15 protein-coding genes are annotated in these 12,603 nt (G+C 59.3%); 3 read left to right on the plus strand and 12 right to left on the minus strand.

Translation table 11 applies throughout. The features are described from left to right. Nucleotides 1–240 precede the first annotated feature (240 nt). The 7 genes from ACWKV5_RS27520 to ACWKV5_RS27550 form a co-directional block, all read right to left on the minus strand. A complete protein-coding gene (locus ACWKV5_RS27520) occupies nucleotides 241–582 on the minus strand; it encodes a ribonuclease E inhibitor RraB (RefSeq protein WP_027922513.1) in 342 nt (113 codons plus the stop codon). Between the two features lie 214 nt (nucleotides 583–796). Beyond that, nucleotides 797–1,030 (minus strand): hypothetical protein, encoded by a 234-nt coding sequence (locus tag ACWKV5_RS27525; RefSeq protein ID WP_483843819.1) that lies wholly within the window; start codon nucleotides 1,028–1,030, stop codon nucleotides 797–799. 156 nt (nucleotides 1,031–1,186) lie between these two features. Beyond that, entirely contained in the window at nucleotides 1,187–2,062 is an 876-nt protein-coding gene (speE, locus tag ACWKV5_RS27530; RefSeq protein ID WP_483843820.1) for a polyamine aminopropyltransferase, read from the minus strand. 268 nt (nucleotides 2,063–2,330) lie between these two features. Next, a complete protein-coding gene (locus tag ACWKV5_RS27535; protein ID WP_483843821.1) occupies nucleotides 2,331–2,522 on the minus strand; it encodes a PLDc N-terminal domain-containing protein in 192 nt (63 codons plus the stop codon). A 64-nt stretch (nucleotides 2,523–2,586) separates the two neighbouring features. Then, nucleotides 2,587–3,117, minus strand: coding sequence for a hypothetical protein (locus ACWKV5_RS27540; RefSeq protein ID WP_483843822.1), 531 nt, complete (start codon nucleotides 3,115–3,117; stop codon nucleotides 2,587–2,589). Between the two features lie 140 nt (nucleotides 3,118–3,257). Then, nucleotides 3,258–3,776, minus strand: coding sequence for an ankyrin repeat domain-containing protein (locus tag ACWKV5_RS27545; protein ID WP_483843823.1), 519 nt, complete (start codon nucleotides 3,774–3,776; stop codon nucleotides 3,258–3,260). A gap of 96 nt (nucleotides 3,777–3,872) precedes the next feature. Continuing rightward, nucleotides 3,873–5,711, minus strand: coding sequence for a long-chain-acyl-CoA synthetase (locus tag ACWKV5_RS27550; RefSeq protein ID WP_483843824.1), 1,839 nt, complete (start codon nucleotides 5,709–5,711; stop codon nucleotides 3,873–3,875). Nucleotides 5,712–6,052: 341 nt separating this feature from the next. Here ACWKV5_RS27550 and ACWKV5_RS27555 point away from each other — a divergent pair, with 341 nt between their 5' ends. After that, nucleotides 6,053–6,331: a DUF3509 domain-containing protein gene (locus ACWKV5_RS27555; RefSeq protein WP_483843854.1), complete on the plus strand. Its 279-nt coding sequence runs from the start codon at nucleotides 6,053–6,055 to the stop codon at nucleotides 6,329–6,331. A 133-nt stretch (nucleotides 6,332–6,464) separates the two neighbouring features. Here the strand turns inward: ACWKV5_RS27555 and mtnC are convergent, their stop codons facing one another. Genes mtnC through aroC form a run of 5 tightly spaced genes read right to left on the minus strand, consistent with a single transcriptional unit; the run spans nucleotide 6,465 to nucleotide 10,613 of the window. Then, the gene (mtnC, locus tag ACWKV5_RS27560) at nucleotides 6,465–7,148 is read right to left on the minus strand and encodes an acireductone synthase (RefSeq protein WP_483843825.1); all 684 of its coding nucleotides are present in this window, start codon (nucleotides 7,146–7,148) and stop codon (nucleotides 6,465–6,467) included. 4 nt (nucleotides 7,149–7,152) lie between these two features. Then, nucleotides 7,153–7,698, minus strand: coding sequence for a 1,2-dihydroxy-3-keto-5-methylthiopentene dioxygenase (locus tag ACWKV5_RS27565; RefSeq protein WP_123434165.1), 546 nt, complete (start codon nucleotides 7,696–7,698; stop codon nucleotides 7,153–7,155). Nucleotides 7,699–7,718: 20 nt separating this feature from the next. Continuing rightward, complete coding sequence (locus tag ACWKV5_RS27570) at nucleotides 7,719–8,345, minus strand: methylthioribulose 1-phosphate dehydratase (RefSeq protein WP_483843826.1); 627 nt, start codon at nucleotides 8,343–8,345, stop codon at nucleotides 7,719–7,721. Beyond that, entirely contained in the window at nucleotides 8,342–9,487 is a 1,146-nt protein-coding gene (locus tag ACWKV5_RS27575; protein WP_483843827.1) for an MFS transporter, read from the minus strand. The genes ACWKV5_RS27570 and ACWKV5_RS27575 overlap by 4 nt, the downstream gene beginning before the upstream one ends. Nucleotides 9,488–9,521: 34 nt before the next feature. Then, the gene (gene aroC / locus ACWKV5_RS27580) at nucleotides 9,522–10,613 is read right to left on the minus strand and encodes a chorismate synthase (RefSeq protein WP_131062445.1); all 1,092 of its coding nucleotides are present in this window, start codon (nucleotides 10,611–10,613) and stop codon (nucleotides 9,522–9,524) included. Between the two features lie 130 nt (nucleotides 10,614–10,743). Between aroC and ACWKV5_RS27585 the strand changes: the two genes are divergently transcribed. Both ACWKV5_RS27585 and ACWKV5_RS27590 read left to right on the plus strand, forming a co-directional pair. Next, nucleotides 10,744–11,697: an alpha/beta hydrolase gene (locus ACWKV5_RS27585; RefSeq protein ID WP_483843828.1), complete on the plus strand. Its 954-nt coding sequence runs from the start codon at nucleotides 10,744–10,746 to the stop codon at nucleotides 11,695–11,697. A gap of 95 nt (nucleotides 11,698–11,792) precedes the next feature. Beyond that, on the plus strand, nucleotides 11,793–12,584 hold the full coding sequence (locus tag ACWKV5_RS27590) for a hypothetical protein (RefSeq protein WP_483843829.1): 792 nt from the start codon (nucleotides 11,793–11,795) through the stop codon (nucleotides 12,582–12,584). Nucleotides 12,585–12,603: the final 19 nt, after the last annotated feature.

Below are 12,603 nucleotides of genomic sequence, written 5' to 3' on the forward strand. Positions count from 1 at the left end.
GGCGACGTTGTCGCCTATCACCAGCATAGTCAGAGTTGATTTCACTGCCCGGCCGCCGGTGCGGATAATCCGCGCATTCGCTGGAAAAACAGCCCGAACTTCCCTTTAGCCGCCTGCTCAGGCGGTTTTTTTTGCCCCGGATTCTTGTTTCAGGGTTTTGCCGGACGTGTTTTACGTCCCCCGCAAACTAAAACGGCCAACCCGAAGGCCAGCCGTTAGTGCGTGTCACTGTTCATAGGATTATGCGAGTAGCCCTCGTACCTCCTGCTTGACGCCCCATCCTTCGATGATGCCGCCCAGAGGCTCGACCACCGCCTCGAAGCCTTGCTCGAAATCGCCGATGTCATCGTAGGTGGCGTACATGACTTTGCTCAGTTCGAGCGCCCATGCACCGTCGTCGCGCACACTGATTTGCGCATTCAGGGATTCACCACGGTAATGACCTGCTGCTCTGCGGGCCCGCTCCTCGTCGGGAAAAATGGCGTAGAACTCGATGGGGTGGAATCTTGAAAAGTCGAAACCGCCTTCTTTCATGCGGCGCAGCACCGAGCTGCTGATGTCTTCTTGATAGGCTGTGCTCATGAAACGTCCCCCTCATAGTGATGGATAGACTTTCCGTATTCCCGGGCACGCGCAGCCGAGTGGTGCGCGCGATGCGGCAACCTCGTTGCCGGTGGGAAGCAAGCATGTAGCTGACAAGACCAGACCTTAGCGATCCATTCGCTGATCTCGATTGCAGAGTAGCCTCAAGAGAGAGCCGCTGCCAAGGCCTGGATGAGAATCAGACAGGAGAGGTTCAGATTGGCGTGATGCCGAGGATTTGTATGCTGTTCTGCGTCTTGAGACTTTTGACGCTCGCATCGGGGGTTCGCCCTTCCAGATCGTTCAGATCCAGTTCGGCGGCGACAGGCAGGAGTCGGGCCTTGATGAGTTTGGCGGCGTGCTCGTTGTCCGGGCACTCGTCGCACTCAAAGACTTCATCGATTGTTTCACCGTGATCATCCACGAAAGTGATTTTCCACTTTTGCATCAGTGCCTCCTCGATAAAGCCCATGGATGGGCTTACATGCATCTGGACTTTTGCGCTGACTGATCGTTCAAACGAATAACGCGTACTGACAGGAAAAACATGACCCCATGTGGGAGCGGGCTTGCTCGCTCCCACATGGGGGTATGGGTACATCCTTTAGTCGTTGCTTGGCTTGTTCACCGCTTGCAGCACGTATTGCGGCAAGGCGAAGGCGCCGATGTGAATTTCTGGATTGTAGTAGCGGGTGATGATGCCGCTGCCGGCGAAACGCTGTTGCAGGGTTTCACGGGACAATTTGCGATAAGCGGTATTGGTCGCGCCCCAGGCAAACGTCATCGAGCCGCCGATGTAGGTCGGCACGGCCGCCTGATAGAAGTGCCAGTCCGGGAACAGGCTGCGCAGACGCCCGGCGGTGGTTTTGACTTCTTCGATCTGCATGAACGGGGTGCCGTTCTGCGTTACCAGGATGCCGCCTTCGTTCAGGCAGCGACGGCAGGCCTGGTAGAAGTTTTCCGAGAACAGCACTTCACCCGGACCGATCGGGTCGGTGGAGTCGGAAATGATCACGTCGAACTTTTCAGTGGTGGTGGCGACGAAACGCATGCCGTCGTCGATCACCAGGTTCAGGCGAGGGTCCTCGAATGCACCTTTGGAGTGGTTCGGCAGGAACTCCTTGCACATGTCGACCACGGTGCCGTCGATCTCGACCATGGTGATGTGTTCGATGCTGCGGTGCTTGGACACTTCACGCAGCATGCCGCCGTCGCCGCCACCGATGATCAGCACGCGCTTGGCGCTGCCGTGCGCCAGGATCGGCACGTGGGTGAGCATTTCGTGGTAGATGAATTCGTCGGCTTCGGTGGTCTGGATCACGCCGTCCAGCGCCATCACCCGGCCCATGCGCGGGTTTTCGAAAATCACCAGGTGCTGGTGTTCGGTGCGCACTTCGTGCAGCAGTTTTTCCATGCGAAAACGCTGGCCGTAACCTTCGTAGAGGGTTTCCAGGTATTCGCTGGTAGGGGTATTGCTCATGGGAAGTGCTCCGATGAATGCGGGTGGCAACGGACGGTTACCCGCCCATGATGGCCAATCGAGCAGCTCGATTAACCAAGAAAGGCGCGCATTCTACGTCGCGGAAGATGACAGGTCGAACCTCACTTGATGAGTCGACACATTCACCTGTGGGAGCGAGCCTGCTCGCGAAAGCGGAACTACATCCAACATCCATGCGACAGGCAAACCGCTTTCGCGAGCAGGCTCGCTCCCACAGGCGGAAATGGGGTCGGCTTTGAGAGTGTGCTCAGGCCCGGACGTTACCCCGTGGCCCGGCGATGGCCCAGATGATCAGGCCCAACACTGGCAGGAACGCGATCAACAGCACCCAGAGGATTTTCATCCCGGTGGTGGCGCCACTTTTAAACACGTTGATGATGGCCCAGATATCCAGCACGAAAATGATCAAGGCGACCAGGCTGTTGAACGTAGAACCCATGGTGACGCTCCCTAAGAGTGATATGCACCCTTAGGATAGCCGGGCCTCGCGAGGGTTCCGCTTTTTAAACGTGAATTGCAACCTTCAGCGCTTCCAGCGACGGCGCAGCAGTGATGCCGACTTCGGCGCACAGCTCCAGCACGCGCGGCACATCGTTGCCGTAGACCAGCACCACTTGCAGCTCGTCATCGAGCAACTGGCTGAAGTTCATCAACGTGTAACCACCGTTTTCCTTGTTCATGCTGCCCATTTGCACCTGAATGCGATTGAGTGCGGTCAGGGCTTCGGTCTTGGCCAGTTGCTTGGGTTTGATGTTGAAATCAACGCCTGGGCCGAACGAGGCGACGATCTGGGCGAACAGGTCCATGTAGGTGTCGGCCTGGAACAGCACCGTCTCCGGCAAACTGCCAACCACCACCCATTCACCCAACGGGATCGGGAACGTGTCGTCGTAGTTGATATCCGGGTTGGCCGCCAGGAAAGCCTGAGGATCGGCGTAAGCCTGAGCCGCTTCGTCAGCAACCTTGAGGATTTCGTCATCGCTCATGCACCCGGAGCTGATTTTGCTGATGAGTTCGACGAGTGCGGCTTTCATGAGGTGGATCCTGTAGCGAATGAATTTTGAGGGCGCGAAGGATAGCGCATTGATTGCGTTTGGCCCATTCGCGAGCAGGCTCGCTCCCACTTTGGAATGCATCCTCCTGTGGGAGCGAGCCTGCTCGCGAAGACATACTGTCAGCCAATCAGTTTCTCAAGCTGGGCGATGGTGTCGGTGGCGCCGAGAGTTTTCGCGGCATCGAGGGCCGACACGCCGTTGGCGTCCTTGGCTTTCGGATCGGCACCTTTGCTGATCAGGTAGTCGACGATTTCGACGCGGTTGAACATCGCCGCCATCATCAGCGCGGTACGGCCATCAAACGACGAGCCCTCCACTTGCGCCCCGCCCTCGACCAAGGACTTGACCACCGCCAGGTCGCCCTTGAATGCGGCACCGGCAATCGGGCTTTGGCCGTTGTCGTTGCGGATTTCCGGATCGGCCTTGTGTTCGAGCAGGACTTTCACAGTGTCCACGTGGCCGTGGTAGGCGGCCAGCATCAGCAAGGTGTCGCCCTTGTGGTTACGCAGGTTGGGCGGCAGGCCTTTGGTCAGCAACGCAGCCATCATGGCCGCATCGCCCTCGCGCGCCTTGTTGAATACCTGTTCGGCAAATTCAGCGGCTTCTTCGGGGGTCATCTGGCGGCTTTGGTCTGACATCGGGGGCTCCCTGTTCGGTTATTCGCAAAGCCGACAGTTTCCCGAGCAGCCCCTGCGCTGTCACTTGTTTTTTCTCAAGGGCGGCCATAGGCACATTCAATAGCGGTATTTGCCGCCATGAATATCCGCCAGCACCTGCTCGGTAACCTGCACGTAAGTCTGGGTGCCGGGCAGCCAGGCGTAGATCGGGTCATCGCCGGTTTTGCCGGGGTCGAAGGCTTCGTCCTTGAGCCGGGTCTTCTGGTATTTGAAGGTCCCGGTGGTCTCCATTTTTACTTTCACCCGCAGGAACAGCGGCACCGCATAGGCCGGCATTTGCTGGCGAGCGAAATCCAGCAGTTCGCTGAAGTCCAGGGTGGCCAGGGACTCGGCCGGGGTAATCGCCGCCATGCCGGCACGCCCGTTGGTGTTGTGGACTTCCACGCCATACGCCACGGCTTCCGCGATGTGTGGGTGTTGCAGAAGAATATTTTCGACTTCCGTGGTCGAGACATTCTCGCCCTTCCAGCGGTAGGTGTCGCCCAAGCGGTCGACGAATTGCGCATGGCCGAAACCGATGTTGCGCAGCAGGTCGCCGGTATTGAAGTACCGATCGCCCTTCTTGAACACGTCATGCAGCACGACTTTTTCGGTCTTTTGCGGATCGGTGTAGCCGTCCAGCGGCGCCTTGTCGTCGATTCTCGCCAGTAACAAACCCTGTGCGCCCTTGGCCACTTTGTTCATGAAACCCTTGGCGTTGCGAATCGGCTGGCCACTGTCGTGGTCGTAGGCCACCAATTCCCAGGCCATCAGCGAGAAGCCGATGGTGTGGTCAAAATTGAGAATGTTGGTGAAGCCGATGTTGCCGTCGCTGGCCGCATACAGTTCACAGATATGCTCGACACCGAAGCGGGACTTGAAGGCATCCCACGCGCCGGGCCGTAAACCGTTGCCGATCATCTTCGTCACGCCGTGCTGGTTGTCCTCGGCGCTAGTGGGTTGATCCACCAGATAGCGGCACAACTCGCCGACGTAACCGAGGGTGGTCGCGTGGTATTTGCGCACGTCATTCCAGAACTGGCTGGCGCTGAACTTGCGGCGGATGGCAAAGCCCGAAGCACCGTTGATGGCCGAGCCCCAACACACGCAGAGCCCGGTGGCGTGGTACAGCGGCAAGGTGCAATAGACGATGTCGTGCGGCTGCATGTCCAGGGCGATCAGGCCGAAACTGGCGGAGCTGCGCATCCAGCGCCCGTGCTTGAAGACGCCGGCCTTGGGCAATCCGGTGGTGCCCGAGGTGTAGATATAGAAACAAGGATCGTCGAAGAAAACCTGCTGGCTGCTGGCTGGATTGTCGTCGACCGCGTCGACACTGGCCGTCATCAGGTTGACGAAGCCCTCGGGCGCAATACCGGGATGGTTGTAGGTGTCTTGATCGGCGACGAACCAGGTTCGCGCCGGCGCGATCGACACCCGTTCGCGGACCTGGGAAAACGCCGGGACCAACTCACCGCCGACAATGATCGCCACCGGCGCCACCAGGTTCAGGCTGTGCGCGAGGGTATCGCGGGTCTGCGAGGTGTTGAGCAACGCGCTGATGGCGCCGACCTTGGCCACTGCCAGAATCGTCACCAGCAGTTCCGGGCGGTTCTCGATGAAGACCGCGACCACGTCACCTTTGCCGATGCCTTGGCTAATCAGATGATGGGCAATGCGATTCGCCCACTGGTTGACCTGCATGTAGGTCAGCGTCACGTCGCCCTGCAATAACGCGGGGCCATCGGGATTACGCAACGTCGCCTGTTCGAAACACCAGCCCAGGCCACACGGTTGGGTCGGATCCTTGACATTGGCGACTTTCAGGCCCTTCACCACACGGGGAATGGCTCTGGCGATCGTCGGCAGTTTGCGGAGCATCATGCCCCAGGTAATCGTGTCGTTCGGCCTGCGTTTCATCTGTGCTCCCGCTGATTTTTTTATTGTCGGGCGGCGTTCCATGAGCTCGAAAATACGTCAGCGGTTCTTGGGCTGTACACGCGGATTTTGCAATGTTTTGTATCCGCAGCCCCTACAAACGAACGGTGAACCTCGTCGTGCGGATTGGTTCCGTCGAGGCAACAACAATCTTTCAAAATGCAGGATGCACGATGGCCATTCATGCAGATTGCACGAAAGCAAAAATCCGGTTAAAAATTAACTTACTGATTTATAAGGATTTTCTTAATTTCAAATACTGGCACAATCGCTGCAACTACCTCTCCATGCTTGCCAATCACGTGCAAACGGAGCTGATAGACATGAGCCTGATCCAAGAAAAATTTACCTCCCTGTTCTCCAACTTCGAAGTCACCACCCAGGCGCGTCCTGATGGCGGGATTCTGCTGACCCTGCGTAGCACTGAAGGCCGAGTGTTTAAACGTTCGCTCTCCTACCAACAATTGCACGCTGGTGACCAACTGACCTGGGCCATCAGTGCGATTCGCCGTGACCTTGCCGAACAAGCGAGTGAACTGCCGCAGATCTCCATGCTGCAAAGCCAGCAACGGTTTGCCTTGCCGACTTATCACACCGCGTAGATCAATCTGACGGCAACACAAAACACTGTGGGAGCGAGCCTGCTCGCGAAGAGGGCGTATCAGTCGAGATTGATATTGACTGATACGCCGCTTTCGCGAGCAGGCTCGCTCCCACAGGTTATGTGTGTGTTTCTTAAAAGGTGGAGGGGTTGATTCGCTCGAAGCTGTCGACGGTCAGATGGCTTGCCAGCTCCCCGCCCTCTCGCGCCAACCCGCAGGTCGCCATGCCGGCCGTGCGCGCAGCGTCCAGTTCTTCAACGATGTCGGATAGAAACAGAATCTGTGCAGGCTCAAGCCCGATGGCCTGAGTGATGCGTTGGTAAGACTGCGCTTCCCGCTTGGGCCCCGACGTGGTGTCGAAATAGCCGCTGAACAGTGGCGACAAATCCCCCGCATCCGAACAGCCGAAGATCAGTTTTTGCGCCTGGATCGAGCCCGAGGAATACACAAACAGTTGATAGCCCTCCTGATGCCAGCGCTTGAGCGCTTCAACCGCATCCGGGTAAACATGGCCCTTCAACTGCCCCGCCTGATAACCCTGCTCCCAGACCATGCCTTGCAACGCCTTGAGCGGCGTGGCTTTGCGGTCTTCGGCGATCCAGTCCAGGAGAATCGCAATCACCCGCTCAACGTCGGCATCCAGCTCGGCGCTGTCGCGGCGCACGGCGGCCAGTTGCTCCGCCACATCGGCGCGCGCGGCGTGCTGACGGACAAACTCGGGCAGGTGTTTTGCGGCGTAGGGAAACAGCACGTCGAACACAAAACTCACCGCGCTGGTGGTGCCTTCGATGTCGGTGAGAATCGCTTTGATCGGCATCGGTTCAGTCCTCAAGACGCGGGAAGCGGCTGGCGATGTCTTCGCCGGTGAAGTTGGCTACCCAGCCTTCAGGGTTGTTGAACAGGCGGATCGCGACGAAATGCGGATGCTCGCCCATGTCAAACCAGTGCGGCGTGCCGGCCGGCACCGAGATCAGGTCGTTCTTTTCGCACAGCACCGCGTAGACGTAATCGTCGATGTGCAGGGTAAACAGGCCACGACCCGCCACGAAAAAACGCACTTCGTCTTCGCCATGACGGTGTTCATCGAGGAACTTGGCGCGCAGTTCGGCTTTTTGCGGGTGATCGCTGTTCAGGCTGATGACGTCGACGGTGATGTAACCGCGCTCGGTCATCAGTTTGTCGATCTGCTCCTGATACGCGGCGATCACTTCTTCCTGACTGGCGCCCGGCTGGATCTTCGCGGCCGCTTGCCAGCGGTCGAAACGCACGCCCTGCTCGGCCAGGGTCGAGGCGATGTCTTCGAAATGGGTCAGCACCTTGTTCGGCAGGTCAGGACTTGAGACGTGGTAAACGGACAGGCTGCTCATCAGGGCAACTCCTTAACGGTTCATGCTTTAACGTTCGAGAGCGAGCGCATCTTCAACTCGCACTCGAACAAAAATTCAAAGGCCTCGATCTGCCGCAGCGCATCGCTCATGCGCGCGCCCCAGGTGTAGAGGCCATGGCCGCGAATCAGGTAGCCGACGCAATCGGGATGGGCGTCCAGCCAAGGCTGCACCTTGGCGGCGAGGCGCGCAATATCCTGATCGTTGTCGAAAATCGGCACGCGCACCCGGGACTCGTGGGTCGACACGCCGCTGAAGGCTTTTTGCAGTTCGTAGTCTTCGAACTCGATGAAAGCTTCCGGGGTCAGGCGCGACAGCACCGTGGCGTTCACCGAATGGGTGTGCAGCACCGCGCCGATGTCCGCGCGCCAGCTATAGAGCTGAGTGTGCAGCAGGGTTTCGGCGGACGGCTTTTTGCCCGGCTCCAAGCTGTTGCCCGACAAATCGGTGGCGAGCACATCGTCGAGCCCCAACTGACCTTTGTGCTTGCCGGACACCGTTAGCAGCGCTTCGCTCGGCGACAGGCGCGTCGAATAGTTGCTGCTGGTGGCCGGTGACCAGCCGCGGCCATACAGAAAACGCCCGGCGTCGATGATTTCCTGGGCGAGGTGTTCACGGGTAAGGCTCATGGCCTGTCCTCTTGCAGTCGTGTGGCAATGATAACGGCAGCCGCCAGGGCTGCGAGGCTTGCGATACTAAAGGTCAACGGCGCGCCGAGGGCATTCCAGCTGTAGCCGGAATACAACGCGCCCAATGCGCCGCCGGTGCCGGCCAGCGCGGCATACAGCGCCTGGCCCTGCCCTTGCTGGCGTGCGCCGAAACTACGTTGCACGAACTGGATGGCAGCCGCGTGAAAGCTGCCGAACGTCGCCGCGTGCAGCACCTGGGCGAACAGCAACACCCAGAGAAATTCGGCAAACGAACCGAGCAGCACCCAGCGCAACGCGGCCAGCAGGAAACTGGCCAGCAGCACCCGGCGCACCGAGAAGCGCGCGAGGATTTTGCTCATGGCCAAAAACATCAGCACTTCAGCAACCACGCCGACCGCCCAGAGCATACCGATCACGCCACGGCTGTAGCCCAACCGCTCAAGGTGCAAGGTCAAAAACGTGTAATACGGGCCATGGCTCATTTGCATCAGCGCAACACAGCCATAAAACGCCAATACGCCCGGGCTGCGCAATTGCTTGAGAAACCCGTCCGCCGCTTCACGGAGGCCCTGAACCGGTTGCGCGTTTGGCACCCACAGGCTGCTGACGACGATCCCGGCCATGATCAACACCAACGCCACCGGATAGATGTCGAGGCTGAGCCATTCGAACAATCGGCCCAGCAACACCACGGTGATGATGAAACCGATGGAGCCCCAGAGACGAATCTGGCTGTAGCGCGAGGTCTGGCCTTTCAGATGCGCCAGGGTAATGACTTCGAACTGCGGCAATACCGCGTGCCAGAAGAACGCATGCAACGCCATGACCATCGCCAGCCAGGCGTAGGTCTTGCTGACGAAAATCAGCGAGAACGTCAGCAGCGTACACACCGCGCCGAAACGCACGATGGCCAGGCGCCGGCCGGTGTAATCACCCAGCCAGCCCCAGATGTTCGGCGCGACGCAGCGCATCAGCATGGGAATTGCCACCAGCTCGCCGATGCGCGCACTGGAAAATCCCAAGTGATCGAAGTACAGCGCCAGAAACGGCGCTGTCGAACCGAGCAAGGCGAAATAGAACAGATAGAAACTGGAGAGCCGCCAGTACGGGAGCGCCGCCACGCTCGTCAGACCGCAGCGGCGTTAAGGTCAGCCATTAAAGCTGACCCAGCACCGGGGTGCTGACGCGCACATCGGCGTTCTGCCCACGGTGACGCAACAGGTGATCCATCAACACGATGGCCATCATCGCTTCAGCGATGGGCGTCGCGCGGATGCCGACGCACGGATCGTGACGGCCCTTGGTGACGACTTCCACCGGGTTGCCATGAATGTCGATGGAACGGCCCGGCGTGGTGATGCTGGACGTTGGCTTCAACGCCAGGTGCGCGACGATCGGCTGACCGGACGAAATGCCGCCGAGAATGCCGCCGGCATTGTTGCTGAGGAAACCTTCCGGGGTCATTTCATCGCGGTGTTCGGTGCCGCGCTGGGCAACGCTGGCGAAACCGGCGCCGATTTCCACGCCTTTCACCGCGTTGATGCTCATCAGCGCATGGGCCAGTTCGGCATCGAGGCGGTCGAAAATCGGCTCGCCGAGGCCAGGCATCACGCCTTCAGCCACCACGGTGATTTTCGCGCCGACCGAATCCTGGTCGCGACGCAACTGGTCCATATAGGCTTCCAGCTCCGGGACCTTGTCCGGGTCAGGGCTGAAGAAGGCGTTCTCTTCCACCGAATCCCAGGTCTTGAACGGGATTTCGATCGGGCCGAGCTGGCTCATGTAGCCGCGAATGACAATGCCTTGGGTTGCCAGGTATTTCTTGGCAATCGCGCCGGCCGCAACGCGCATCGCGGTTTCCCGCGCCGAGCTGCGACCGCCACCACGGTAATCGCGCTCACCGTATTTATGGTGGTAGGTGTAGTCAGCGTGGGCCGGGCGGAACAGATCCTTGATCGCCGAGTAGTCCTTGGACTTCTGGTCGGTGTTGCGGATCAGCAGGCCAATGGAGCAGCCGGTGGTGCGACCTTCGAATACGCCGGAGAGGATTTCGACTTCGTCGGCTTCCTGGCGTTGCGTGGTGTGACGGCTGGTGCCGGGCTTGCGGCGGTCCAGGTCACGCTGCAAATCCTCCAGAGAAATCTCCAGCCCCGGCGGGCAGCCGTCGACAATGGCGACCAACGCCGGACCATGGCTTTCGCCCGCGGTGGTGACAGTGAACAGCTTGCCGTAGGTATTGCCGGACATGCAGGACGCTCCGTGAAATAGAACCTGAATACGTAATGCGCGCCAGTATACGCAGGCTACCCAAGTAGTTCATCCTCGAACCTTATGGGTGCCTGCGAGTCCAACCGGCACCTTTGTGAATGATGGCGTGATGATGCTGCGAGTTTTAGCCTTGAGCCTGACCTTGTTTACCGGCTACGTGCAGGCCACCGTCCTGCAACGACCTATTACGCTGGATACCGGCACCGGGGAGCTTTTCGGCTCGCTGTTGCTGCCCAAATCCGACAATCCTGTACCGGTCGTCCTGATCATTTCCGGCTCCGGCCCGACGGATCGCGACGGCAATAACACCGACGGCGGACGCAACGACAGCCTCAAACGGCTGGCCTGGGTGCTGGCCAAACACAACATCGCCAGTGTGCGTTACGACAAACGCGGTGTGGCCGCGAGCCTTGCCGCCACGCCAGACGAACGCAACCTGTCGGTAGAGGCCTATGTGGCCGATGCCGAAGCCTGGGGCAAAAAGCTGAAAAGTGATCCGCGTTTCGGCCCGCTGATTCTGCTCGGCCACAGCGAAGGCGCCTTGATCGCCACCCTGGCGGCGCCGAGTGTGGACGCCGCAGCGGTCATCTCGCTGTCCGGCAGCGCTCGCCCGGTCGATCAGGTGTTGCGTCAACAATTGAGCAATCAACTGCCACCCGCGCTGATGCTGCGCAGCAATGAGCTGCTCGACAGCCTCAAGGCCGGTCACACCGACGATAACGTACCGCCTCAGCTTCAGACGATTTTCCGCCCGAGTGTGCAGCCGTACCTGATTTCCTTGTTCCGTCAGGACCCGGCGGCAGCGTTCGCCAAGTTGAAGATGCCGGCGCTGATCATTCAGGGCAGCAATGACATTCAGGTCGGTGTCGGTGATGCCAGACTGCTGAAGGCCGCCAAACCGGACGCCGAGCTGGCGCTGATCGAAGGCATGAACCACGTCATGCGCATTGTGCCCAACGACGTCAAACGGCAATTGGCCTCTTATAAAGACCCGCAATTGCCACTGGCGGCCGAGCTTGGCACACGCATCCTCGGGTTTATTGACGGACTTCGCCCCAGTTAAGCGCTGTTGACCCTCCAGTCCTGTCAAAAACGGCCGATAAGCCTTTGTCGCCAGCGCAATGGCTGGCGGCAGGGCTTGGACAGGATCTCGCCGTTATGACTGATACCCAGACTTCACCCGACACCACCGCTGAAAAAGACGCACCGCCAGCGGTTGAGCTGCCGTGGGCGGACGTCCACGTCGAGCACCACAAGATGCTCCGTCTGGCGCCGCTGAAAACCGACCGCAACACCGGCGGGCGCCCGCTGCGTTTTGTCGAATTCGGTTATGCCGAACGCAACAGCAAGGAGCAGAGCCTGATGCGCATGAGCATCACCCTGCCCGGCCAGCGCGTGCGCAAAGAACAGAATCACCTCGACGTGTGGGTCGATCACACCACCAAGCGTGTGCATTTCGGCCCTGACAGCGGCCTGCAGATTGAACCGATGAACCGTGGCATCGGCCGCTTCATGGCTGCTCAAGGGATTACCTGGGCGAAGAAGCGCTGGTCCGGCTACACCGTCGACGGCACGGATCTGAACAATAAAGACGCGCTGAACGAAGACACCCGCCTGCGCCGCGATCACTTCCTCAAGGCCCATGGTTTTGAGGTGGTGTATGCCGATGCCCAGCATTTGAAGGGCAGCGTCAAAGACGTGCAGGTCGGTGACCTGTCGGGCGAGTGGAACACTGAAAAGCTGCAACTGGTGGAAATTCTCGAAGCCGCGCAGATGCTTCAGCAGGCCGAACAGAACCTGGCCGAGCAGGAAGTGAAGCTGAAGAAGCACGAGGAAAAAGTCAGCAAGTACAAGCGTGAAGACGCCGGGTTGCGCTTTACGATTACGTGCCTGGTGGCATTTGCGGTGTTTCAGGCGGGGTTATTGATCTGGATTGCTACGCACCGCTGATGGCTTTTTGTGGCGAGGG

It is taken from the genome of Pseudomonas oplopanacis, assembly GCF_057128725.1.